We start from the raw sequence: 23,011 nt of genomic DNA on the forward strand, positions 1-23,011 counted from the left end.
GGAGGTTCTATTCTTAGAATTTTCCGCTTTTTCTGTTTAGTATTGAGTTTTATTCTAGCACAACTCAGGCACATTAAACCCATTTAGCCCATGAAAAATTTACCCTTACACCTCAAAATCGTCATAGGTCTAGTTTTAGGAGTTATTTGGGCGTTTGTTTCCAGTGCTTTGGGTTGGAATGATTTTACCATTACATGGATTGACCCTTTTGGGGTGATTTTTATTCGCTTGCTGAAGTTTATCGCTGTGCCTCTGGTACTTTTTTCTATTATTAGTGGCGTGTCAGGGTTGAGCGATGTATCCAAATTGGGTCGCTTGGGAGGCAAAACTTTGGGTGCCTATATGGTGACTACCGTTGCTGCTGTGGGGATTGGTTTGCTTCTAGTCAATGTGGTGAAGCCAGGTGACTTTGTAGAGGAAGATCAGCGAATAAAAAATAGAATTGCCTTCGAACTTTGGTTACAAGACCAGAACATGGGCATCCCACACGATGGAGAGTCCTATCTCAATGACCCTACCTACCAGCATCTGATCACCGATGCCCAGAAGGAAAATCAGCTGTCTGAAGAAGATCAACAAAAAGTGGCCGAAAAAATGGAGTCGGCCAAAAAACAAAAAGAGAGTAGCCCTTTGATGTTTATCGTGGAGATGGTACCGGAGAATGTCATTTTCTCTATCTCCAATAATGGACTGATGCTTCAGGTGATATTCTTCTCCATCTTTTTTGGAATCACATTGGTGATGGTACCTGAGGACAAAAAGAAACCAGTGGTAGACTTTATTCAAAGCATGAATGAAGTCTTCCTGAAAATGGTGAATATGGTGATGGGCGCCGCTCCGTTTTTTGTATTTGCCTTGCTGGCGGGTGTTATCGCTAAGATGGCAGATACGCCTGCGGAGGTGTTTGAAATCTTCTTAGGCCTTGGTTCATACTCATTGACTCTGGTGGCAGGTTTATTCTTCCTGGTGTTTGTTTTCTATCCATTAATTATGAAGGTTTTCGTGCCAAAATTGAGCTACAAAGAATTCTTTAAGAATATAAGTCCGGCGCAATTTCTGGCCTTTTCTACCAGCTCTAGTGCGGCTACGCTCCCAGTCACTATGGAGTGTGTAGAAGACAACATGGGCGTGTCCAACAACATCGCCAGCTTCGTACTTCCTGTTGGTGCTACAGTTAACATGGATGGCACGAGTTTGTATCAAGCGGTAGCTGTAGTCTTCCTGGCGCAGCTTCATATGGTAGATCTCACAGTCGCTCAGCAGTTGACCATTGTGCTTACCGCTACACTCGCCTCTATCGGTGCCGCAGCTACCCCTAGTGCCGGCTTGGTGATGATGATTATCGTCTTGCAATCCGTAGGTTTAAATCCTGCTTGGGTAGCCATCATCTTCCCCGTAGACCGTATTCTCGATATGTGTCGCACAGTAGTGAATGTGACTGGAGATGCGACCGTTTCTACCTTGATCGCCAAAAGTGAAGGAGAGTTGAGTAAGTATTAATGAAAAAGCAAGTCGTAGTCATTTCAAATCACGCTTTAAGATAAAATCAATTTTAATGTCAAATGAACTTAATGTATATGAAACGTATTTTCATTTTATTAATTCTGGGAAACATCTGGGCATGCGGGAATAAGAAAGAAACAGTAACAAGTAATCCAGTTAATAAACAATTAGATACAATTGCCAAGGATTCTGTTTTATTGAATTCCAAGTGGATTAATTATAAGTATGAAGACAGTGCTTATTTACAGATAGTTAAAATAAAGTTTTCTGAAATCAATGAAGTTGACAGTGAATCTTTAGAGTTTGTGGTTAATTCTCAAAATTTAAAGTCCAATGTGATTAACTCATATTCTGGTATTGCACAGAAGTATATTGATTCTCTTGGAAATGCTGAATTATCTGAAGATGAATATGGAAATGCTGTTTTTATTACTGAATTTATAAAACAAGAAGACAACTGCAAATTTTTCATCTCAATTGGAGATAAGCAATACACTGACTCAAGCAATATTCCAAATGAAGGAAATCATCTAGAATTTTTTGCTAATTATGGTTGTGAAAAACTTAATTCTGACGTTGAAAGATTTGAATCAAAAGGTATTCTAAGGATATTTGAATAATTTATAGTTACTTCAAAGTTCATTACCTAGATTTAGAACAATAGATTGAAACAATCTCAAGCCTACTAAAATCCTATCAAAAGAACCAAACAAAGAACCCCAGTGTTTCGTATCTTTGTAATCTCATATAAGAAGAAAAGAAGATGGCTGAAGCAGTAGCAAATACCCCGGTAAATATATATTTCGAGTCGAACCCGAACCCAAACACATTGAAGTTTGTAGTGAACTTTATGTTGGTACCTGAAGGCACCAATTTCGACTACCCATCGCCTGAGCGTGCCACTAACTCTGAGTTGGCGCAAGAGCTATTCACTTTTCCATTTGTGAAAGGTGTATTTGTGATGAGTAATTTTATTACGGTATCGAAAGACGAAGCTACGGAATGGGAAGAAGTACGCGACGGCATCAAAGAACACATCAAAGGTTATTTGGAGTCTGGAAAATTGGCGGTAAACCTGTCTCAGCCTTACGCAGAACCAAAGCAAGAAGACGCAGCGCCGAAAGCACCTGTGTCAGACCTAGACGAAAATATTAAAGGCATCTTGGACGAATATATTCGCCCAGCCGTAGAGCAAGACGGTGGCGCGATTGACTTCCACTCTTTCGAAGATGGCAAAGTGAAAGTGGTTCTTCAAGGTGCTTGTAGTGGATGTCCTTCCTCTACCCTTACGCTTAAAGCAGGCATCGAAAATCTCTTGAAGAGAATGGTACCTGAAGTTCAAGAAGTAGAGGCGATTAATGGGTAAACTAATTCCCCCTTAGAAAAAGGGGGTTAGGGGGATTTGCTGGACACCTCATAGGTTTTTATAAATTCTTTTCAATCTCCCCAGCCCTCTTCTCCAAGAGGGAGTAGGATCGTTCATTGATAAGAACTTTTGCACGAAATCTAGACCCGTAGTCGGTGGTAGTATGCTCTGCCTTAGCAGTTACGATAGGGGTGCCGCAACTGGTACGACACGACTGTCATTTCACCCCCAACACCTCTTTAGAAATATGCATCGTCACTAGCATATTGGGTACATCCACTACTTCAGCAATTTTAAGATCACCAGCTAGAGAGCAAAGAATATAGGCGTCTTCTTCGGTCAGGTCATGCTCATTCACCAAATATTCAATCATGTATTTTACAGCCTTTTTGGTAGCTGCGTCGATGGTAGTACCAAAAGCAGTTACAGCATAATAGTCGTCGGTTTCGTATTGCGGCTCGTTCAGATATGGCTTTTGGCCTTTGAGCAATTTTAATTCGAAAACGAATCGCATGGGTGACTCTACCGCAGTACCAGACACTTCACCCATGCCCTGCACGGCGTGAGCATCGCCTATCGAAAACAAGGCGCCTTCTACAAAAACAGGAAAATAAACCGTCGTTCCCTCTACCATATTAGGGTCATCCATATTGCCTCCATTGGCACGAGGAGGAATGGTAGATAGTAAAGAATCGGTGTCCGGAGCCACACCCATCACTCCAGCGAATGGTCTGGTGGGGATTTTGATCTTATCAGAAAAATGAATCAATCGATCCGCGCTGTCTATCTCAAAAATCTTGAGTTTAGGCTCTGTGTACGTATCTGCCAAATATCCGAAACCAGGAAATATGGCCGACCACCCCCAATTACCTACTTCAATCTTGTGCATGGTCACCGCTAGCACATCACCAGGTTGAGCTTCCTCCACGTAGATGGGCCCAGTCAGAGGATGAATTGGATCAAAGGAAACACTGGCCATATCTTCTAAAGTGGAATTGATATTCAGTTGAGCATCCGTGGCTTCTTCTGTAAAGGCCTCCACAATAGCACCACTAGGCACAGAAAGTACTGGCGCTATGGTTCGGCTCCATTTGTTGTGCTTGTGAGTAGAGGGCAGAGTGTACTGAGGTACTACTTCAGGTTTTGAATTTTGACTATTTGGTTGGCAACCAATGACAAATGATAAAGCTAGGATTAAGGTCAATGTTTTCATTTTCTAAAGATAATGATTTACTCTAATCCTGAAGTGGCATTAAAAAAACGAATTCAAAAGTTGTCAATCCAAAGTCATATCGAGCGAAGCGAGATATCCCCTTCGGTGGAGTAGGCCGATGGAGACTTCTCCTTACGTCGAAGTGACGCTGAATTGTAATAAAAATAGCTCAGGGTTTAAACCCTGAGCTATTTCAAATACCGTCATTACACGATGAGTTCGACGGAGGAGAACTCATTCGGGTAATCTGTTGGCGGAAAGTGCTGCCTTATTCGAACAGCCTGCCAAATGAAAAAAGATTACCCGAATGCTCCTTCGTCACATCGGGTAATGACGGCTCTAATAATTAAAACTCAAACTTGATACCCTGAGCCAAAGGCAAATCAGTACCAAAGTTGATTGTATTGGTTTGACGTCTCATGTATACTTTCCAAGCATCTGAGCCAGACTCGCGTCCGCCACCAGTTTCTTTTTCACCACCGAATGCACCGCCAATCTCAGCACCAGAAGTCCCGATGTTCACATTAGCAATTCCACAATCAGATCCACCATGAGATAAGAACATTTCTGACTCTCTCATGTTTTGTGTCATGATTGCAGAAGACAAACCTTGTGGCACGTCATTCTGGATGGCAATTGCATCTTCGATGTTGCTGTACTTGATCAAATACAAGATCGGAGCAAATGTCTCGTGCTGCACAATCTCGAAATGGTTTTCCACTTCAAAGATGGCTGGCTTCACATAACAACCTGATTCGTACCCTTCTCCAGAAAGGACTTCACCATCTACTACGGTTTTGCCTCCTTCAGCTTTAGCTTTTTCAATCGCCTGACTGTACATATCCACAGCGAGCGTATCAATTAATGGCCCCACGTGATTGCTTTCATCCAAAGGATTACCAATCTTCAATTGGCCATAGGCACTTTGTAATTTCTTCTTCACATCCTCATAGATGTCTTCGTGAATAATTAGTCTTCGGGTAGAAGTACAACGTTGACCTGCAGTTCCTACTGCTCCAAATACAGCACCAATCAAAGACATGTCCAAGTCCGCATGCTTAGAAATAATGATGGCATTGTTTCCTCCTAATTCCAATAGCGCCCTTCCTAATCTTGCTCCTACTGCTTCTCCGACAGCTTTACCCATACGAGTAGAACCTGTAGCAGATACAAGAGGCACACGCTTATCATTAGACATCAATTGTCCAATTTTTGCATCCCCGATGATCAAGTTGTTTACACCCTCAGCTACTCCATTCGCTCTGAATACTTTGTCAGTAATGTGCTGACAAGCGATCGCTGTGATCGGTGTTTTTTCACTTGGTTTCCAAAGACAAACATCTCCACAAACCCAAGCCAAGGCGCTGTTCCAAGCCCAAACCGCTACAGGGAAGTTGAAAGCTGAAATGATACCTACAATACCTAGCGGGTGGTACTGCTCGTACATTCTGTGGCTTGGTCTTTCGGAGTGCATAGTCAATCCATACATCTGACGAGATAGACCAACTGCGAAGTCGCAGATGTCAATCATCTCCTGTACTTCACCTAGTCCTTCTTGATAAGACTTGCCCATTTCGTAAGAAACCAATTTACCCAAGTCTTCTTTGTGCTCACGTAAAGCATCTCCAACCTGACGAACAATTTCACCTCTTTTTGGCCCTGGAACCAATCTCCAAGATTTGAATGCTTCAGAGGCTGTTTTGATAATTTCTTCATAGGTTTCTTCTGTTCCAGAAGTCACCTTACCTATTAATTCTCCATCTGCAGGAGAAAAGGATTCTATAACTGCACCGTTGGATTTGATCCAATTAGAACCAGTGCTTGATCCCATGTTTAGTTCCTCAATGCCGAGGTTTTTGAGTGCTTGCGCTATGCCGAATTTGTCTGCCATTTCTGTGTTAATTAGAGTTGCCGCAAAAATAGATGATCCTATTGATTAATAGGATTGATACATAAAAAATCCCCGAACGAGCGGGGATTATGTTAATATCGTATCAGAAAGGATGGTTTTTACCAGCCAATACCGTAATAAGCTTTCTCGCCATCTTCGTACAAGCCTTCGATTAAAAGGCCCGAACCTCCGTTGGTTCTGGATAGTGCACGAGACAAATCTTCTACTGAAAGAATAGGTCTTTTGTCAATCGCAGTTACGATAAACCCTTCTTTTATTCCAGCGTCCTTCCATTTGCCATCTTCTACTTTCAAGAGTTTAGCGCCACCTTCGACCTTTAGCTCTTCTTTTTCATCTTTAGAAAGATCCGCAAACGTACCACCTTGAATGGTCATATTGTTGGATGAAGCTATCGTTGTGGTAGTACCCAGCGTATTCTTCAAAGTGGCTGTGACTGTCTTCTCTTTTCCATTTCGGATTAGTGTCACTTTTACTTTGTCACCAGGTCTGTTCAATGCGACCTTCTCTTGCAATTCAGAAGTCTTGGTCACTTTCTCTCCTTGTACGGCTATGATCACATCACCGTTTTCAATTCCAGCTTCATCCGCGCCACTATTTGGGTTGACATTGATCACATAAACACCTTCCAAGACATTCAAGTCTTCGTCCTCAGCTAATTGTGCATTGACGTCTCGAATATTGATGCCGAGCAAAGCTCTTTGTACCACACCAAATTCTTTTAAGTCGGCTAATACCTTATCTACTAAATTGGCTGGCACGGCAAATGAATACCCGGCATAAGTTCCGGTCGGTGTAGCTATGGCTGTGTTTATTCCTACTAGTTCTCCTCTCAAATTGACTAAAGCGCCACCCGAATTTCCAGGGTTTACGGCTGCATCTGTCTGTAAGAATGATTCGATCTGAAGATTGTTTCTATTTCTTAGGATGTTAATATTTCTTCCTTTGGCACTGATGATACCCGCAGTAACTGTAGAGCGGAATTCAAATGGATTACCTACGGCCAGTACCCACTCACCAATTTGGACTTGATCAGAATTGCCAACTTTTACAAATGGCAGTCCTGAGGCCTCTATTTTAAGTAATGCTAAATCTGTGGTAGGGTCCGTACCAACAATTTCTGCTTTATAGGTTCTGTTGTCATTCAGCAATACTTCTATTTCAGTTGCATTTTCGATTACATGATTATTGGTGGCTATATAGCCATCTTCACTAATGATCACGCCACTTCCAGATCCCATCGACTGGCGCTGCTGTGGATGACCTCCACCCTGTGGGTCTCCAAAAAACTGCCTGAAATATTCATCAAACTGATTGGATTGACCTGATCGAGAAACACCCTCAAACGTACTGCGTATATGCACGACGCCTGGAGTTACGGCCTTAGCTGCATAAACAAAATTTAGCCCCTCGGGTACTATCATAGCAGAGGAGTCCAGTTCAAAGTTCGAAAATCTCACGGGTTGATTATCTGCTTGAATCACGCGAACAGGTTCTTCCTTGATCAACTGGTATCCGCCAAGCGCTACAAATCCTCCCAGCATAGAGGCAAACACCATTCTTATAAAAAACTGTCTATTATTCATTTCTCTTGGATTTTACTTTCTTTCGACCAATTAACGTCATATAAAACTAATGGATAAAAATGTTAACAACATTTAACAAAAAACCCCGACGAGCTGACTGGAGGCCAGTTGTCGGGGTTAAAACCAACCTCAACTTACTAACTGTTATTTGATAGCAATGGTCTTCTTCTGAATCTTTTTCTCATCCTTAGGGATGGTAATGTTCAGAAGACCATCTTCATATTTTGCTTCGACTTTGTTTGCGTCAATGTTGTCTGGCAAGTGGAAAGACCTGCTGAAAGAGCCATATCTGGTTTCCACAGAATGGAAGTTCTTTTCTTCTTTCTTCTCTTCAAATTTTCTTTCGCCACTTACGATCAACTGACCTTCATTCAAGTCAATATTAATTTCATTCTTCTTGATGCCAGGAATGGCAAAGCTCAATTCGAATGCTTTCTCTGTTTCGGAAATATCTACCTGTGGGGTAAATGATTTTCCAACAGTTACATCGTTATTAAAAAAACGATCGTTGAACAAGTCATCAAACAGATTGTTTGTAGTGAATGTTCTTAGGGTTCTTGGGTTATACTTAATCAATGACATTTTATTTTAATTTTTTGTTGAACAATAAATTCATGAAGCCATATTGCGAATTGTATGCCATTAGAATAAAAACTTTATTTTAATGTCATTATGTCTGGTTAATTGCAAATAATCAATTTTATTGCGCCATAATGTCCGTTTTGTTTAATGATTAGGATGCAATATGTCCGAATAATCATAGATCAATCCGGACAAGAAATAAACTTGCAATTTTTTTGAATACATATATTGTAGAATTAAAAAGAAGCCACTAATATTGCAGTCCCAAAATCAGGGAGTTATTCAAAAGTGAGTAACTAATACATCAAAATTCCTCTTTAGCTCAGTTGGTTAGAGCATCTGACTGTTAATCAGAGGGTCGTTAGTTCGAGTCTAACAAGAGGAGCAAGCAAAGGCAGTTTTTGAGAAAAAGCTGCCTTTTTTGTTATAAACTTACTTATGCAAATTCTCGACGTTAAACAAGAATCATACTTCCCTCAAAATTTCAAGATATTTGGAGTTATCCTAATTTTCGGTTCCATCGCTTATTTGGTAAATGCACCTTTCATTTCAGCATTAAGAGTGGTTATAACTCTTTTGGTCATTCTACTTGGCGCATCTATGATTTTTGCTCGCTATGCATTGAGGGTAGATCCAAACAACAAAACTTACACTGTATATACACTGCTATTGGGCTTGGAATTTGGAAAGCCTGCATCGTTCAATTTCATTGATAAGTTTTACATCAATCAAGTAACAGAACAAGCGCAAGCAACCACTCGAACGGGAGCGAAGTTTGATCTGAAAAACAAATTGTTCAAAGCCTACATCAGATTAGACAATGGCGAAAAGCTTCATTTAGACACAGACAAAAGTGAAGAAAAATTGAAGAGCAGATTGGAACAATATAAGTCAATTGTTTCTTCAGTTTACAAACCTTCGGAGTAGTCTTTTTATCAAATTATATTAAATAGGCAGTTTTTGGCAGGATGTTTAAAACATCTGGCAAGATCTGTAAATCGTCTCCTACTACTTTAGCCAGTACATAATAATTAATTTTTCTCAAAATGCTGCTGGCTCCAGGTGTTCTCCATCTGGAGCTTTTTTTATTATTTGGCTGTATCCCTATTCTCCTCTTTCTTTGCGTTAATCAAAAAATGATCATGGCCAAAAAAGGAATTCTTCTTGTCAACTTGGGTACACCGGACAGCCCATCCGTAAAAGATGTTAGAAAATATTTGAGAGAGTTTCTTATGGATGGCCGTGTCATAGACATTCCATTTGTTTCGCGATGGCTATTGGTGAATTTGATTATCACTACTTTCCGAGGCCCTAAGTCTGCCAAAGAATATCAAAAGCTTTGGGAGGACAGAGGATCCCCATTGAAGTTTTATAGTGAAGACTTAACCGTCGAAGTTCAAAAAAAATTAGGGAACGACTATATAGTGGAGTTGGGCATGAGATACCAAAGCCCATCCATTGAAAATGGCCTGAGAAACTTACAAGCCAAAGGAGCTACACAAATCAAGGTCATACCTTTATTCCCACAGTATGCTTCTGCTACCAGCGGATCTGTGATTGAGAAAGTGATGGATATCGTCAAAGGTGACCAAGTGATTCCTAAAATTGATTTTGAAGGACCCTTCTACAACCATCCAAAGCTTCTTCAGACTTTTGTAGAGAATGCCAGGGTTTGGATGAATGACCACGACTATGATCATTTCGTTTTCAGCTATCATGGTTTGCCGGAAAGGCAAATTTATAAAGCAAAGATTGATACCTGTGCGTTGGGAGATTGCTGTAATACGTGCGATGCGAAAAACCAATACTGTTATCGCGCGCAATGCTTTGAAACTACTCGTCTTTTGATGCAAGAATTGAACATTCCGGAAGACAAAGTATCAACCACTTTCCAGTCGAGGTTAGGAAAAGACCCATGGATTAAGCCGTATACAGAAGATACATTGAAAGAATTAGCGGGAAAAGGAATTAAGAAAGTGTTAGCTTTTTCTCCTGCCTTTGTTGCAGACTGCCTAGAAACCACCTTAGAAGTTGGTGAGACTTATAAAGAAGAATTCATTGAATTAGGAGGAGAGCGCTGGGACTTGGTAGAAAGCCTAAACGTTCATCCTTCATGGGTGGATTGTGTTTGTGACCTGGCCAAAAATTAATTCATCAATTCTGCCAGTGCATCTACTGCATAGTCTACTTCCTCTGGCTTGGTGTATTTAGAGAAAGAAAATCGAATCGCTCCTCTGTCAGGGTCTACTCCCAATGCCGTCAAAACATGAGAACCTATGTTCGATCCACTGGCGCAAGCGCTACCCCCACTGGCAGATACACCTTTGATATCCAGATTGAATAACAACATGTCATTTTCGTCTGTTGCAGGCAATCCAACATTTATAACAGAATAAAGACTTTCGTTCATATGACCAGACAGGCCATTGAAAGTGGCACCTTGAACTTTGTCCTTAATGCCGGCAATCATTCTTTCTTTTAGGGATGAAATATGCTTTCGGTTGGCATTCATATCACGATATGAAATTTCCAAAGCTTTAGCTAGCCCTACAATACCTGCCACATTTTCTGTGCCTCCACGCATGTTACGCTCTTGCGCTCCGCCATGGATAAATGGCTCTATCTTGGTTTCATGATTGATATAAAGAAAGCCACATCCTTTTGGTCCATAAATTTTATGCGCCGCACCGACGATGAAATCTGCCTTTATCTCGGATAGGTCGTGGACATATTTGCCCATGGCTTGCACCGTATCGGAATGAAAATATCCGTTGTTTGATGTCACCAATTCACCTATGGCTTTGATGTCGTTCAAATTTCCAATTTCGTTATTGGCGTGCATGAGACTGACAAAGGAAGGAGTGTTTTGCAACAGGGAGTCCAAATGATTCATATCTATTCGGCCATCTGGATCTACATCAACGAACTTCAGATCAACTTTTTTTTCTTTGGCCAAATATTCTAGCGTATGCAGCACTGCGTGATGCTCTAGTCTGGAGGTAATGGCTGTTTTAACCCCAAGACTTTCTATTGAGCTACAAATAGCGGTATTATCCGCCTCTGTCCCTCCAGATGTAAAAAATATCTCAGCGGGTGAAGTGTTGAGTAAGTCAGCAATCTGCTTCCTGCATTTTTCGATAGTAGAACGGGCCTGTCTTCCATGAGAATGAATAGAAGATGGGTTGCCAAAATTTTCTATGAAGTAGGGCTTCATCGCTTCGAAAACTTCGGGATCCATGGGAGTTGTGGCTGAATTGTCTAGATATACCTTCATCAATTTTTTGGCTTTGGGCAAAATTGATCATTTTATCAGACAATAAGAATCATTGTTATTTTTCTATTAAGGTGAGACCACTGTTTACAAATTTCAGCAATTGGGATTATCTTTATAAGATATTTGAAAAGGGTAAAGATGAAATATAGCTGCGTTTGCATTGATGACGATAAGATGTTTAATGAAATTCTAGAACAGTACATCAAACGTGTAGACTTTCTTGAATTTGCTGGAGCTTATAGTAATCCCATTGAAGGGGTAATGGCTATTGATAAATTGAAACCAGACATTCTTTTTCTCGATGTAGATATGCCGGAGATTAGCGGCTTTACTACCATTGACGCATTGGAGCATAAACCAATAATAATTATGGTCTCTTCGCACTACGAGCATGAAAGGGAGTTGTTGAAGGCAGGAGCTTCTAAATTTGTTACCAAACCCATAGTAAGCCCCGATCATCTGGCCAATATTGTTAAAGGCGTCCTTGAGGAGGAAAAAGCCTAAGTCATTTCATTTTTTATTAGAAACTTTGATCTCTTGCTGCCACATTCAACCGAATGGCAAGGGAAGTGAAGTTGGTCGTAGACGATAATAGCGGATCAACACTGTCTCTATCTCTATAAATGTGTTTAAGATCGATAAATAGATTGTGTTTGAGCATATAGCTAGCCGTCAGGTCGATATAGAGCTGATCATTCGAAACCCCTTGCCCAATAGAGTTGCCGTATTCTTGAGTTCTTGAATTATAATCCTTCAATACATCACCACCGTAGTTCTCATTCACAGGGTCAGTGCCATACTGGCTGAAGATCAATTTACCGCTTAAGTACAATTTGGGAATCGGCTGATAGCGACCAATAAGCACCGCCTCATTGAAATTTGCCCCAAGAGGATGAGCTAGAGGTTGACGATAGTGGGCGTAGTTGGTAAAAATGGATTCATGAGAATAGGTAAATGGTCTGGAAACGTTGTATTCTGCTTGTAAGTCTAGATTATTGATTCCGAAAGCATTATAATACTTGCCACCCATTTGCACCGAGAATTTATTGCCCCACCAGCCATTGCCGGCCTTGAGTTCGCTGATGACCATTTCGTCCAGCAATCCTTGTCCATAAAACTGTATGCCTTTCGCAATGTTCCACTTCCAGTCTATACCAAAAAGAGCATTGTCTGGACTGCCGGTGTATTGTTCAATAGAACGATAGAAAATGATTGGATTCAAATAGTTCCACTCGAAAGCTGATCCTGTGCTGTCTCCTCTATTGAAAATAATGGCTTCGAACACACCCACATTGAAGTTGTCAGTTATATTGATACTTAAATGGTGTGAGGTCAAAAATTTCTTGGGAAACTCTGCAGTTCCATTTGAACCGAACGAACTATACGGCGCATCAGCTATCATCTCGGTATATAAGTTGGTGTATTGAATGCGCCAGACTTTGGTCTGAATTTTTAAGAATGTACTGGGTGCACTAAAGTCGGATAGCAACAGCGAACGATAGCCATTACCTACAAAGTTTTTGTCATAGCCAAATTGGAGGGCAATATGTTTGCTGGCATTGAAGGTGAAATAACCGCGGGCTGTAAAAAAATCAACCGCATGATCTCCATATTTTTTCCAAAAGGCCTCGTTTGGAACTACGCCCCGATCAGCCGTATAGTCCTGAACATACTTTGGGAATACAGCTTGCGATTCTTCTATAGTTGAGTAAAAACCGATTTTGTCATCTATAGATCCTCGAATCTGCGCTCCTCTGGTATTGATGAAAGGAGTTGAACCACTATTATTGTCACGCCCACCACTCAGGTATAATATGGGATTGACCCTCAGCTGAAAGTCTTTGGTATTGACATGAAGAAAGTCAGCTTTTGATCTGTAGATTTTCTTTAGAAATGGTTTTTTGCTTTGCACCGAATCTTCACTCCAGTATTCCCAATGATCCGTTTTTATGTATTGTGTGTTGAATTGATCCTGACCAGAAGTTAAGTAATCAGCGGAATCCATGGTAGCCACTACATCTGTGGCTCGATAAGGCTTGAAACTGGTGTGGATACTTTCGCTAAAGTTTTTATTCAACACATCCGCTCGATCTACCAAATGATAATAGTCCGCATTTAAAGGTGCATATATACTCTGAGCAGAGATAGAGACGGCTGAAATCATCAGCGCAAATAGCAATATGTGTTTATTCATCGGCACGCGTACTTGCAATCTTAAATGAAGTAATAATATAAGAAGTGGCGCAACTGCTAAAATATTGTTTATCCACACTAAAAACAGCTTAAAGCATTTTTATTTAATAGTTTTGCAATTCATTGAGGTTTAAGTACTTTTGCAATCCTTTTCGTTAATAGGCGAAAATTTTAACAGAAAAGCACTATGGCAAAAACCATGGCGCACAAAAGATAAAAACATGAAAAAAGATATTCATCCAGAGTATAAAGAAGTAATCTTCTGGGACACGTCAAGTGATTTTAAATTCATGACAAAGTCTACGATGACTTCTGAAGAGACAATCAAGTGGGAAGATGGAAATGAGTACCCAGTTGTTAAGATTGAAGTTAGTTCTGCATCTCACCCATTCTACACAGGTAAGAAACTATTTGTGGATACTGCTGGTAGAGTTGAGAAATTCAACAAAAGATACAAGAAAAAATAATCGCCCCTTTCGGGTAAAAAGATTGAAGTCTTCAGGATATTTGTTCCTGAAGACTTTTTTATTTCTAGCCCATGAACATCGCCTTAGCAGACCTATCTGAGCATAGGACTAAGCTATTTCCATTTACCCTTACCCGACCCGTAGCAGATTTGCGCGTCGGCATTTTAACGATTCGTGAAAAATGGGAAAAGCATCTCAAACAATCCATTCATTTTCTTGCCGTACCAGAACTGGTGGGAAAATTCCCAAAACCCACAGGAGCAATTGATTTGATTATTAATGGGGCGATTTGTCCCAATGCAGAATTATTGAAGGCTATACAATCTCTAAACGACAAAGAGGTTTTAAAAAGTGGTGAATTGTTTATAGCAGCCAAGGGCTCATTTGACCCATCTGATCCGACAATCAACTTAAAAGGGTATCAACCGGTTGAATTCCAAAAGTCTTGCACCGTGATTAATAGAAGTTGGGATTTATTTTCCAATAACAAAGCGCAACTGAACGCTGACTTTGAATTGCTTACCAACGGCCGAGAGTCACAAAAAATTATTGATCCGCATACCATCGTATATGGCGATCAAGTTTTTTTAGAAGAAGGAGTTGATATCAAAGCTGCCATTTTGAATGCAGAAGAGGGACCAATCTATTTGGCGAAAAACAGCATCGTACAAGAAGGAGCGACGATTCGAGGACCTTTCGGCCTGGGGGAAAATTCTAGAATAAACATGAATGCCAAGATTCGTGAAGGTGTAACCATCGGACCAAATTGTAAGATTGGTGGAGAAGTGTCTAATTCTATTGTTTACGGAAATTCCAACAAGGCGCACGATGGTTATTTGGGTAATGCGGTAGTAGGTGAATGGTGTAATCTAGGCGCAGATACCAATAATTCTAATCTCAAGAACAACTACGATGAAGTCAAAGCCTATGATTTTGAAACCAATAATTTCATCAAAACAGGTCTGCAGTTTTGTGGACTTTTCGTTGGAGACCATTCTAAAACGGCCATTAATACAGCCTTAAATACAGGAACAACAATTGGCGTTTGTTCGAATGTGTTTGGAAGTGGATTTCCATCCACTTATATCCCTTCTTTCTCATGGGGAGGAGGTGATCAAACGGTGATTCATAAATTTGACAAAGCCATCGAAACAGCGAGAAAAGTATGGGCACGTAAGAATATCAAAGACACCGACGAGGACGAAAAGATATTAAAAACTATCTTTGACCGCTCGACCAAAAAATAGTCATGAGATTCGCAGATATTCCTGGACTTAGTGCAGCCAAAGAGCAATTGATTCATGCCATCAAAAGTAATCATGTAGCGCATGCTCAGTTATTTTATGGACAGGAAGGCTCGGCAAATTTGGCCTTAGCCTTGGCCTATGCTACTTATATCAACTGTAAAAATCCAACTGATTCAGATTCCTGTGGGACTTGCGATTCTTGCACTAAAATGGACAAGCTCGTTCATCCAGATCTCCAATTCGTTTTTCCTGTGAGTTCTACTAAAAGCGTGACTGGAAAAAATGTGGTGAGTTCAAGTTACCTTAAAGAATGGCGGGCTTTTTTGAGTGCTAACAAATACGGCAACCTGGTAGATTGGAGCGAACATTATGGTGCGGAAAACAAGCAGGCCAATATTTCAAAAGAGGAAAGTAGAAACATTATTAAGTCTTTAACGCTAAAGTCGTTTGAGGCTGAGTATAAGGTAATGATTATCTGGTTGCCTGAATACATGAACGTATCGGCAGCGAACGGCATTCTCAAAATTTTAGAAGAGCCAGCCGAAAAGACCCTATTTCTATTGGTGACCTGTGAGTATGAGAGATTACTCACTACGATTCTTTCTAGATGTCAATTGTTCAAGGTTCCTGCATTTAGCGATGAGGAGATTAAAAACTATTTGATTGAGTCGAAGGGCATTGAGGCCGGGAAGGCGAAGAAAATTGCCGCTTTGGCGGAAGGTAGTTTGCAAGCTGCCGTAGAAAATATTGATAGCACGGAAGACGATGCACATGTGATGTTTCGGGATTGGATGCGTCAGTGTTGGGTGAAGGACTTTACCTCTCTCAATAGCACCAACGATTCATTTAGTAAGTTGAGCAAAACCGGTCAAAAACTATTTCTTCAATATGCACTCAATATGATGCGCCAGGCAGTAGTATCTGAATATTTAGTAGATGAAAAGGAAAAACTGAACGATTCGGAAAAAGACTTTGCAGTAAAATTTGGCAAAGCTTTGACTACTCAGAAACTTGAAAAAATTAGTGAAGAATTTAGCAAAGCCCATTATCATCTGGAGCGAAATGCTAATGTGAAAATATTATTTTTGGACCTGTCGCTCACAGTTGGCAGAATCATGACAGCAGCATGAAAATAAAGATCGGAACGAGGGGGAGTAAATTGGCGTTGTGGCAGGCCTATCATGTTCAGGGCTTGCTAAAAAAGCAGGGAGTGGATTCGGAGATAATCACCATAGAAACCAAGGGAGATAAAATTCTCGATGTCACTATCGCAAAAATTGGAAGTAAGGGTGTCTTTACTGAAGAGATTGAAGAACAATTAAAAGATGGTCGGATCGATATCGCTGTTCATAGCGCCAAAGACATGCAGTCTACTTTGCCCGAAGGGTTTGAATTGATTGCTTTTGGCGAACGTGAAAAGTCGCACGACGTACTGGTAAGCCACAAGACCATTGATTTAGATCAAAAAGATTTAGTCTTGGGAACGTCTTCTACCAGACGTTTAGCCTTCCTAAATAAATACTACCCGCATGTAAAGACAGTACCTGTTCGTGGCAACTTACAAACACGGATTAAGAAGATGAAGGACGGGGTTTGTGATGCGCTATGGTTGGCATATGCTGGAGCACATCGGATGGAATATGATGATATGATCGTCCATGAATTCGATCCTTCCACATTTGTTCCTGCCGTGGGTCAGGGCAGTATTGCGATAGAAGTTTGCGAGTCGTTGGATCAAGATAAAAAGGACATTGTCCGCCTGGCAGTCAATCACGAACCAAGTGAAAAATGCCTGATTGCGGAACGTTCGTTTTTAAAGAAAATGGATGGAGGTTGTAGCATTCCAGTATTTGGGTTGGCAACCATAGAAAATGATGTACTTACCTTATATGGAGGAATCATTAGTCTAGATGGAAAGACGGTTGTTGAAAAGTCCTGTTGCTCGACAACTAATGCTGCGAAAAAAGTTGGAGAGACTTTGGGAGAGTACATTTTAGAAAATGGTGGCCGAGAAATATTAGAAGACATTAGAAAACATCAAGCGGATTAAGATGAAATTAAAAAGACAATTACTTTTAGTACTTACTATTTCAACGGTACTTGGGGCTTGTGCCCAGGATCAACCGAGTTTTGACGTAAAAAAATACACACAAACGGAGGAGAAGAAGGACTTTTTAGTAACTATTCACACCTCTCTTGGGGATATGAAAGCCGTACTTTATGACGAGACACCTTTGCATAGAGACAATTTTCTTAAGTTGATCAAGGAAGGCGCTTATGACAGTACGACCTGGCATCGCGTGATCAAGGAATTCATGATTCAAGGCGGTGGAATTGACATGAAACCAAGCACTCCTAAACGAACAGATAGAATACCTGCAGAGTTTGATGCCAGACTATTTCATGTGAAAGGAGCCCTAGCGGCCGCTCGTCAAGGTGATCGGGTAAATCCAGAGAAAGCTTCTAGTTGGTGTCAGTTCTATATTGTACAAGGGAAAAAGTGGACCAAAGATGAACTAACACTAGATCAGCAAAAGTTGAATGCAGGTATAGGAAAGTTGTTACAAAATGATAAACACCTTGCGCTTAGGGAAGAACTCATTGCTATGCAGGAAAGAAGAGACTTCGATGGAATGAATAAACTGGTGATGAGCAAAGCGTCATTGATAGAATCAGAATTGGGTATATCAGTAAGAAAAGACGTAAGTCAGGAGAGAATAGATGCCTATACCACTATTGGCGGTGCTCCTCACTTGGACGACGAATATACAGTCTTTGGTCAGGTAGTTGAGGGCTTTGATGTCATAGATAAAATTGCCGCAACCAAGACCATTAGGGAGAAGCCTATCGAAAATCTCTATTTAACTATCGAGGTAGAAGAAGTATCTAAAAAGAAGTTGAGTAAGCAATATGGTATTAGCTATCCTGAAAAATAGGCGCTGCTATTTACTCGATTTGTGAGGAAGGCAAGGAGAAACCACCAAGGTAAATTCACAAAGAAACCGTCTTGATTTACAGAAAATTCTCTATTTTGTGGGGCTAACCCCAAAAATTGATAGGCCGTGCCCATCTTAGGAGAACAAAAACTGGTTAAAAAATTAAAGGGAGGATGTCACCAATCCTTTACTACTCTCTTTCATTTGTATGCTAAAAAGCTGTATAATTTTTCGTACAAATACACCCAATCTCATGCCGAATCTGAAGAAATAGTACAAGAAGTTTTTCTTAAAATTTGGAATAAGAGAGAGACTATCAATCCTAAACTTTCTTTCAATGCTTTTTTAATCACTATTGCAAAAAATCACATTTTCAACAGAATCAAAAAGGAAGCTAGTCGCAAGCAATATCGAAATCAAATCGAGGATGCTGAGCTTGTGACCAATGAAACGGAGAGTAAAGTTATTTTTGCAGACCTGGAGCAAATAGCTAAAAGCAAAATAGAAGATCTTCCTCCTAAGCGGAAACAGATTTTTTTGCTTAGAAGAGATTCCGGTATGTCCGTCAAGGAGATTGCTCAAAAACTGGGAATAGCCGAAAGTACGGTAGAAAACCAAATGAATAAGGCGATTAAAACCTTAAAAACCAACCTTTCAAAATTTTCTTAAAAAAATGGAATACAGAGTGGGTGCTGTTGCGACTTTGTCTGTATAGAATATGTAAACTATCAAACGATTGGATTTTTTAAACAAGTATCGAGCTTTTAAAGCGGGCCAACTATCTCAGGAAGAGGCTGAGGAGTTTGTGGCATGGATGAATTCGAAAGAAGGGGAAGAAAAGATTTTGGGGGATATCGAAAACGATTGGAATTATCTGGATGCCAAGGAGGCCACTGATGAGACCAGACTAGAGTCGATACTTACTCAGATCAAAGCTGAAACGGGAGAAGAAAGTGCACAGGAATCAAGAAGTCATTTTTTCTCAAAGCTGGCAGCAGCTGTGGCACTTTTGGTTGTATTTGCAGGATTGACCTATTTGATATTTCCTGAATTGCAGACCCTAAATCAACCTCAACGGATTGTGAAAGTCAATCCAAGTGGTCAGAAGTCCACTCATTTCTTGCCAGACGGTAGTAAGGTGTATCTGAATGCTGAAAGTTCTATCAGTTATGCTCGTGAGTTTGAAGGCGATAAAAGAGCAATTGAATTGAAGGGGGAGGCCTATTTTGAAGTAACAAAAAATCCTGAAAAACCATTTGTGGTCAAATCCAAAGGAGTATCTACCACTGCAATTGGTACAGCTTTTAATGTTCGTGCATATGCTAATGAGAAGAAACTCGGTATTGCGCTTACTGAAGGAAAGGTAAAAGTGACCTCAACAAACTTAGAGGAGGAGTTTTTCTTGGTTCCAGGAGAACAGCTTCATTATTCTTCAGATTCAAAAAGAGTTTCAAAATCAGAGTTTGACACAGATGAAATAGTAGGTTGGAAAAACGGCCTAATTAAGTTTCAGGAGGCTAATTATGAAGAAGTGAAAAGCCGACTAGAGCGATGGTTTGGTGTTCGTATTGTGAGTAATGTAGACCCTTCGGAAAGGTGGAAATATACTGGGTCATTTGAAAACCAGTCGCTTGAGATGATTTTAGAGGGAATGAAACTGACCAAAAACTTTGAGTATAAAATGGAGCAAAAAAAGGTAGAAATTATGTTCAAGTAAACCTCAGCCTATGCTAAAAACCTTTACTAGAATTGTCTTTCTTGGTTTGGTATTTTCTTATTCTTTGTTTGCCGCTCCCGGCGATGAAAGCAAATATGATAATATCAAAAACACCAAAGTCAGTATAATTCTGAAAGAGGTTTCTATTGAGCAAGCATTTCAACTGATTGAAAAAAATACTTCTTTTCGATTTGCCTTTGATGAAAAGGATATCGACCCGTCCTTAAGAATTAGTAACTCAGACAAGAACATACCGCTTTCTGAATTGCTTCTAAAAATTTCCGAAAAAAGTCAGCTCAAATTCAAGCAGATCAATAATACGATCAATGTTTATAAAAATTCGTCGAGTGAAGGTCTAGCCAATGAATCTATTCGACACTTTAAAGTAGGTGGTCAAATTCTGAATGAAGAGGATGGGACTCCTTTGGCTGGTGTCTCCATTAGAGTCAGTGGTTCTAATATTGGAATTATATCAGATTTAGAAGGTGATTTTGAATTGACCATTCCCGGTCAATCCGCCAGATTGCTAATATCCTACGTTGGATTTGAAACTATCAAAGTAGATGTTGCACCTTCAATGACCAATCTGAGGGTTGGGATAAAAACGGATTTAAAAAGCCTAAATGATGTGGTGGTGGTAGGCACAAGGTTCAATCCCAGATCAGTTTTAGATTCGCCAGTGCCCATAGACAATATATCTAGTCAAGAACTGGAGGCTACAGGTCAGCTTACCCTTGATCAGATGATCAACTTCAAAATGCAGTCATTCAACGCATCTCAACAGACCATTTCCGATGCTACCGCCCATTTCAACCCTGCTGATTTAAGAGGGTTGGGTCCTTCGCGTACGCTTATATTGATCAACGGCAAACGGAAAAACCCTAGTGCATTGGTGTATATCAATGATACACCGGGAAAAGGTGAGGTGGGGGTAGATATGCAGAGTATTCCAATAGGAGCCGTAGAACGTGTAGAAATCCTTAGGGATGGTGCGTCTGCTCAATACGGTTCTGACGCAATAGCCGGAGTCATTAACATCATTTTAAAAGAGGATACCGAAATCACGAGTATCAATGCTTTTTCGGGTATTACCACTAAAGGAGATGGGTTGCACTATGGTTTAAGTGCCAATACTGGTTTTGAATTACCTCGGAATGGATTTCTGAATATTACTACCTCATTTAAAGAGCAAGAGTATACGAATAGGGCAGGCAGCCCAGGAAAGGATGAGTTTTTGAATGATGAAAACTTTGAAGATTGGGTAGCAGAAAACCCCGACTTGGGAATGATCGTGGGCCAGCCTGATATGTCAACTTTTGATGTATTCTATAATGCAGATATTCCAATAAACGACAATTCCGAACTGTATTCTTTTGGTGGTATTACATTGAGAAAGGGGTCGAGTTTTGCTTTGTACAGAACGCCCTATTGGGTGCCGGATCCTGACCACATTTTTCACAAAGATGATGAGGTGTATAACGGCTTTCACCCAACTTTCGAAACCGACATCAAAGACCATACGCTGGGTTTTGGAGTTAGAAGCAAGATTCGAGATTGGGCAGTGGATATTAGTGCAGTTTCAGGAGCTAATACAGTAGACTATCATATTGGCCAAACCATGAATCCGGCTCTAGGACGGCAAAGTCCCACACGATTTGAGGCAGGAGGATATGAGTTTCAAAACTTTGTGAGTAATGTGGATTTATTCAAGCGCGTAGGTGATTTCAATATTGGTTTTGGTTCTGAATTTCGGACGGAACGTTTTCAAGCGTTTGCTGGTGAGCCTGCTTCATACGAAGGCAATGGAGCAATTTCATTTCCTGGGATTAGACCAACAGATGAGGTAAATGAAAATAGGTATAATGTGGGTGTTTATACTGATCTGGAATACGACAATGAAGTAATTTTAATCGGAGGAGCAGCTAGGTTTGAAAATTATGATGATTTTGGAAAGAATTTTACCTGGAAAATTAATTCGAGATATAGGCCGTTTGGCGATCTGATAGCGATTAGAGCGTCAGCAAGTACGGGTTTTCGAGCACCCTCCTTACATCAAATCTATTTGAGTAATGTACAAACACTGGTTTCTGATGGCACCATCTCCAATCAAGGGACTTTCAGCAATCATAGTCCAGTTATTCGCGAATTAGAGGTACCCAATTTGACTCAGGAAAGTTCTATAAATCTTTCTGTTGGCACGGCCATACAACCCATCTCCAAACTGGAAGTAACGCTGGACTATTACGACATTCGAGTCAATAATCGAATTCTCTTTACAAATGAAATCGGGTCCGATGGGAATCCTAATACTTTCACTGCGCTAGAAGATACGCTGAGCTCTTATGAAGTGACCAGTTTGAAGTTTTTTATCAATGCGGCCGATACAAGAACAAAAGGAATAGACGCGGTGGCCACTTACCGCGATATCCTTTTTGGAAATGGAATGTTAGATATCAGTTTCGCTGCCAATCTCAATTCGACCTCCATTGTAAGTGCCATTCGAACACCGGACCCGATTGCAGCTTCAGGCAATGAAATATTTAATAGGAAGGAACAGGCACGTATTATTTCTGCTCGACCAGCGAGTAAACTCCTTCTGGGAATGGACTATGGTTTGGGGAAATTTTCAGCAGGGCTTCGGTTTACAAGGTTTGGAGAGGTGACGTGGAAACATGCCGAGGATCCAGGCAAGGATCAGACGTTTTCTGCTAAGTTAGTTACCGACTTAAACATGGAATATCGTCTGAGCCATACGGCTACATTCGGACTTTCAATTAATAATATTTTTAATGTGTACCCAGACGAAGTAGATCCTAAAGGCGATCCGATTACCAATTTAGGAGGTCGCTTCAAATATGCTTGGGAGGTGAATCAATTCGGGTATTTAGGCACTACGGTTTCAGCTAATTTTAGAATTAAATTCGATTAACTGCGATATTTAATTTTATAATATTCTCTATTTGCAAAAGAAAATATTATTATTCTCTCAAATAATACCCTTACACTTCATTCTAATTT

General features: G+C 40.4%; 20 protein-coding genes and 1 tRNA gene. 15 read left to right on the forward strand and 6 right to left on the reverse strand.

Annotated elements, in window-relative coordinates:
- The first annotated feature begins 90 nt into the window (after window positions 1–90).
- From R8N23_RS02065 to R8N23_RS02075, 3 genes are all read left to right on the forward strand, one after another.
- Entirely contained in the window at window positions 91–1,500 is a 1,410-nt protein-coding gene (locus tag R8N23_RS02065) for a dicarboxylate/amino acid:cation symporter (RefSeq protein ID WP_318169903.1), read from the forward strand.
- Between the two features lie 77 nt (window positions 1,501–1,577).
- On the forward strand, window positions 1,578–2,123 hold the full coding sequence (locus tag R8N23_RS02070; RefSeq protein ID WP_318169904.1) for a hypothetical protein: 546 nt from the start codon (window positions 1,578–1,580) through the stop codon (window positions 2,121–2,123).
- Window positions 2,124–2,266: 143 nt separating this feature from the next.
- Window positions 2,267–2,869: a NifU family protein gene (locus tag R8N23_RS02075; protein WP_318169905.1), complete on the forward strand. Its 603-nt coding sequence runs from the start codon at window positions 2,267–2,269 to the stop codon at window positions 2,867–2,869.
- 217 nt (window positions 2,870–3,086) lie between these two features.
- Here R8N23_RS02075 and R8N23_RS02080 read toward each other — a convergent pair whose 3' ends face one another.
- The 4 genes from R8N23_RS02080 to R8N23_RS02095 form a co-directional block, all read right to left on the reverse strand.
- Window positions 3,087–4,082, reverse strand: coding sequence for an acetamidase/formamidase family protein (locus tag R8N23_RS02080; protein ID WP_318169906.1), 996 nt, complete (start codon window positions 4,080–4,082; stop codon window positions 3,087–3,089).
- Window positions 4,083–4,428: 346 nt separating this feature from the next.
- The gene (locus R8N23_RS02085; protein ID WP_318169907.1) at window positions 4,429–5,973 is read right to left on the reverse strand and encodes an aldehyde dehydrogenase family protein; all 1,545 of its coding nucleotides are present in this window, start codon (window positions 5,971–5,973) and stop codon (window positions 4,429–4,431) included.
- Between the two features lie 119 nt (window positions 5,974–6,092).
- Entirely contained in the window at window positions 6,093–7,577 is a 1,485-nt protein-coding gene (locus R8N23_RS02090; RefSeq protein ID WP_318169908.1) for a Do family serine endopeptidase, read from the reverse strand.
- A gap of 144 nt (window positions 7,578–7,721) precedes the next feature.
- Window positions 7,722–8,159: an Hsp20/alpha crystallin family protein gene (locus R8N23_RS02095; RefSeq protein ID WP_318169909.1), complete on the reverse strand. Its 438-nt coding sequence runs from the start codon at window positions 8,157–8,159 to the stop codon at window positions 7,722–7,724.
- A gap of 311 nt (window positions 8,160–8,470) precedes the next feature.
- Between R8N23_RS02095 and R8N23_RS02100 the strand changes: the two genes are divergently transcribed.
- The 3 genes from R8N23_RS02100 (at window position 8,471) to hemH (ending at window position 10,309) form a co-directional block, all read left to right on the forward strand.
- A tRNA-Asn gene (locus R8N23_RS02100) sits at window positions 8,471–8,544 on the forward strand.
- Between the two features lie 53 nt (window positions 8,545–8,597).
- On the forward strand, window positions 8,598–9,086 hold the full coding sequence (locus tag R8N23_RS02105) for a hypothetical protein (RefSeq protein WP_318169910.1): 489 nt from the start codon (window positions 8,598–8,600) through the stop codon (window positions 9,084–9,086).
- Window positions 9,087–9,301: 215 nt separating this feature from the next.
- Window positions 9,302–10,309 carry a ferrochelatase gene (hemH, locus tag R8N23_RS02110; protein ID WP_318169911.1) on the forward strand — a complete coding sequence of 336 codons (1,008 nt, stop codon included), beginning with the start codon at window positions 9,302–9,304 and terminating at the stop codon, window positions 10,307–10,309.
- On the opposite strand, the gene R8N23_RS02115 is transcribed toward hemH, so the two are convergent.
- On the reverse strand, window positions 10,306–11,433 hold the full coding sequence (locus R8N23_RS02115; protein ID WP_318169912.1) for a cysteine desulfurase family protein: 1,128 nt from the start codon (window positions 11,431–11,433) through the stop codon (window positions 10,306–10,308). The two genes, hemH and R8N23_RS02115, sit on opposite strands and share 4 nt — an antisense overlap.
- A gap of 138 nt (window positions 11,434–11,571) precedes the next feature.
- Here R8N23_RS02115 and R8N23_RS02120 point away from each other — a divergent pair, with 138 nt between their 5' ends.
- Window positions 11,572–11,937, forward strand: a complete 366-nt coding sequence (locus R8N23_RS02120) for a response regulator (RefSeq protein ID WP_318169913.1) — start codon at window positions 11,572–11,574, stop codon at window positions 11,935–11,937.
- 16 nt (window positions 11,938–11,953) lie between these two features.
- Here R8N23_RS02120 and R8N23_RS02125 read toward each other — a convergent pair whose 3' ends face one another.
- The gene (locus R8N23_RS02125) at window positions 11,954–13,627 is read right to left on the reverse strand and encodes a hypothetical protein (protein ID WP_318169914.1); all 1,674 of its coding nucleotides are present in this window, start codon (window positions 13,625–13,627) and stop codon (window positions 11,954–11,956) included.
- A gap of 220 nt (window positions 13,628–13,847) precedes the next feature.
- Between R8N23_RS02125 and R8N23_RS02130 the strand changes: the two genes are divergently transcribed.
- From R8N23_RS02130 to R8N23_RS02165, 8 genes are all read left to right on the forward strand, one after another.
- Window positions 13,848–14,093 carry a type B 50S ribosomal protein L31 gene (locus R8N23_RS02130; RefSeq protein ID WP_084373219.1) on the forward strand — a complete coding sequence of 82 codons (246 nt, stop codon included), beginning with the start codon at window positions 13,848–13,850 and terminating at the stop codon, window positions 14,091–14,093.
- Window positions 14,094–14,164: 71 nt separating this feature from the next.
- Window positions 14,165–15,340 carry a putative sugar nucleotidyl transferase gene (locus R8N23_RS02135; protein WP_318169915.1) on the forward strand — a complete coding sequence of 392 codons (1,176 nt, stop codon included), beginning with the start codon at window positions 14,165–14,167 and terminating at the stop codon, window positions 15,338–15,340.
- Between the two features lie 2 nt (window positions 15,341–15,342).
- Window positions 15,343–16,470, forward strand: a complete 1,128-nt coding sequence (locus R8N23_RS02140; protein WP_318169916.1) for a DNA polymerase III subunit delta — start codon at window positions 15,343–15,345, stop codon at window positions 16,468–16,470.
- Window positions 16,467–17,390, forward strand: a complete 924-nt coding sequence (hemC, locus tag R8N23_RS02145; protein WP_318169917.1) for a hydroxymethylbilane synthase — start codon at window positions 16,467–16,469, stop codon at window positions 17,388–17,390. Before R8N23_RS02140 ends, hemC begins: the two co-directional genes overlap by 4 nt.
- Window position 17,391: 1 nt before the next feature.
- Window positions 17,392–18,276 carry a peptidylprolyl isomerase gene (locus R8N23_RS02150; protein ID WP_318169918.1) on the forward strand — a complete coding sequence of 295 codons (885 nt, stop codon included), beginning with the start codon at window positions 17,392–17,394 and terminating at the stop codon, window positions 18,274–18,276.
- A gap of 126 nt (window positions 18,277–18,402) precedes the next feature.
- The gene (locus R8N23_RS02155) at window positions 18,403–18,945 is read left to right on the forward strand and encodes an RNA polymerase sigma-70 factor (protein WP_318169919.1); all 543 of its coding nucleotides are present in this window, start codon (window positions 18,403–18,405) and stop codon (window positions 18,943–18,945) included.
- Window positions 18,946–19,012: 67 nt separating this feature from the next.
- Window positions 19,013–19,993: a FecR family protein gene (locus R8N23_RS02160; RefSeq protein WP_318169920.1), complete on the forward strand. Its 981-nt coding sequence runs from the start codon at window positions 19,013–19,015 to the stop codon at window positions 19,991–19,993.
- 10 nt (window positions 19,994–20,003) lie between these two features.
- Window positions 20,004–22,922, forward strand: a complete 2,919-nt coding sequence (locus R8N23_RS02165) for a TonB-dependent receptor (protein ID WP_318169921.1) — start codon at window positions 20,004–20,006, stop codon at window positions 22,920–22,922.
- Window positions 22,923–23,011 lie beyond the last annotated feature (89 nt).

Origin of the sequence: Reichenbachiella sp. (assembly GCF_033344935.1) — a bacterium.
Taxonomy (GTDB): Bacteria; Bacteroidota; Bacteroidia; order Cytophagales; family Cyclobacteriaceae; genus Reichenbachiella.

Coding starts and splice junctions, on each gene's coding strand:
- R8N23_RS02065 (WP_318169903.1), top strand. CDS start 91: ATGAAAAATTTACCCTTACACCTCAAAATCGTCATAGGTCTAGTTTTA.
- R8N23_RS02070 (WP_318169904.1), top strand. CDS start 1,578: ATGAAACGTATTTTCATTTTATTAATTCTGGGAAACATCTGGGCATGC.
- R8N23_RS02075 (WP_318169905.1), top strand. CDS start 2,267: ATGGCTGAAGCAGTAGCAAATACCCCGGTAAATATATATTTCGAGTCG.
- R8N23_RS02080 (WP_318169906.1), bottom strand. CDS start 4,082: ATGAAAACATTGACCTTAATCCTAGCTTTATCATTTGTCATTGGTTGC.
- R8N23_RS02085 (WP_318169907.1), bottom strand. CDS start 5,973: ATGGCAGACAAATTCGGCATAGCGCAAGCACTCAAAAACCTCGGCATT.
- R8N23_RS02090 (WP_318169908.1), bottom strand. CDS start 7,577: ATGAATAATAGACAGTTTTTTATAAGAATGGTGTTTGCCTCTATGCTG.
- R8N23_RS02095 (WP_318169909.1), bottom strand. CDS start 8,159: ATGTCATTGATTAAGTATAACCCAAGAACCCTAAGAACATTCACTACA.
- R8N23_RS02105 (WP_318169910.1), top strand. CDS start 8,598: ATGCAAATTCTCGACGTTAAACAAGAATCATACTTCCCTCAAAATTTC.
- hemH (WP_318169911.1), top strand. CDS start 9,302: ATGGCCAAAAAAGGAATTCTTCTTGTCAACTTGGGTACACCGGACAGC.
- R8N23_RS02115 (WP_318169912.1), bottom strand. CDS start 11,433: ATGAAGGTATATCTAGACAATTCAGCCACAACTCCCATGGATCCCGAA.
- R8N23_RS02120 (WP_318169913.1), top strand. CDS start 11,572: ATGAAATATAGCTGCGTTTGCATTGATGACGATAAGATGTTTAATGAA.
- R8N23_RS02125 (WP_318169914.1), bottom strand. CDS start 13,627: ATGAATAAACACATATTGCTATTTGCGCTGATGATTTCAGCCGTCTCT.
- R8N23_RS02130 (WP_084373219.1), top strand. CDS start 13,848: ATGAAAAAAGATATTCATCCAGAGTATAAAGAAGTAATCTTCTGGGAC.
- R8N23_RS02135 (WP_318169915.1), top strand. CDS start 14,165: ATGAACATCGCCTTAGCAGACCTATCTGAGCATAGGACTAAGCTATTT.
- R8N23_RS02140 (WP_318169916.1), top strand. CDS start 15,343: ATGAGATTCGCAGATATTCCTGGACTTAGTGCAGCCAAAGAGCAATTG.
- hemC (WP_318169917.1), top strand. CDS start 16,467: ATGAAAATAAAGATCGGAACGAGGGGGAGTAAATTGGCGTTGTGGCAG.
- R8N23_RS02150 (WP_318169918.1), top strand. CDS start 17,392: ATGAAATTAAAAAGACAATTACTTTTAGTACTTACTATTTCAACGGTA.
- R8N23_RS02165 (WP_318169921.1), top strand. CDS start 20,004: ATGCTAAAAACCTTTACTAGAATTGTCTTTCTTGGTTTGGTATTTTCT.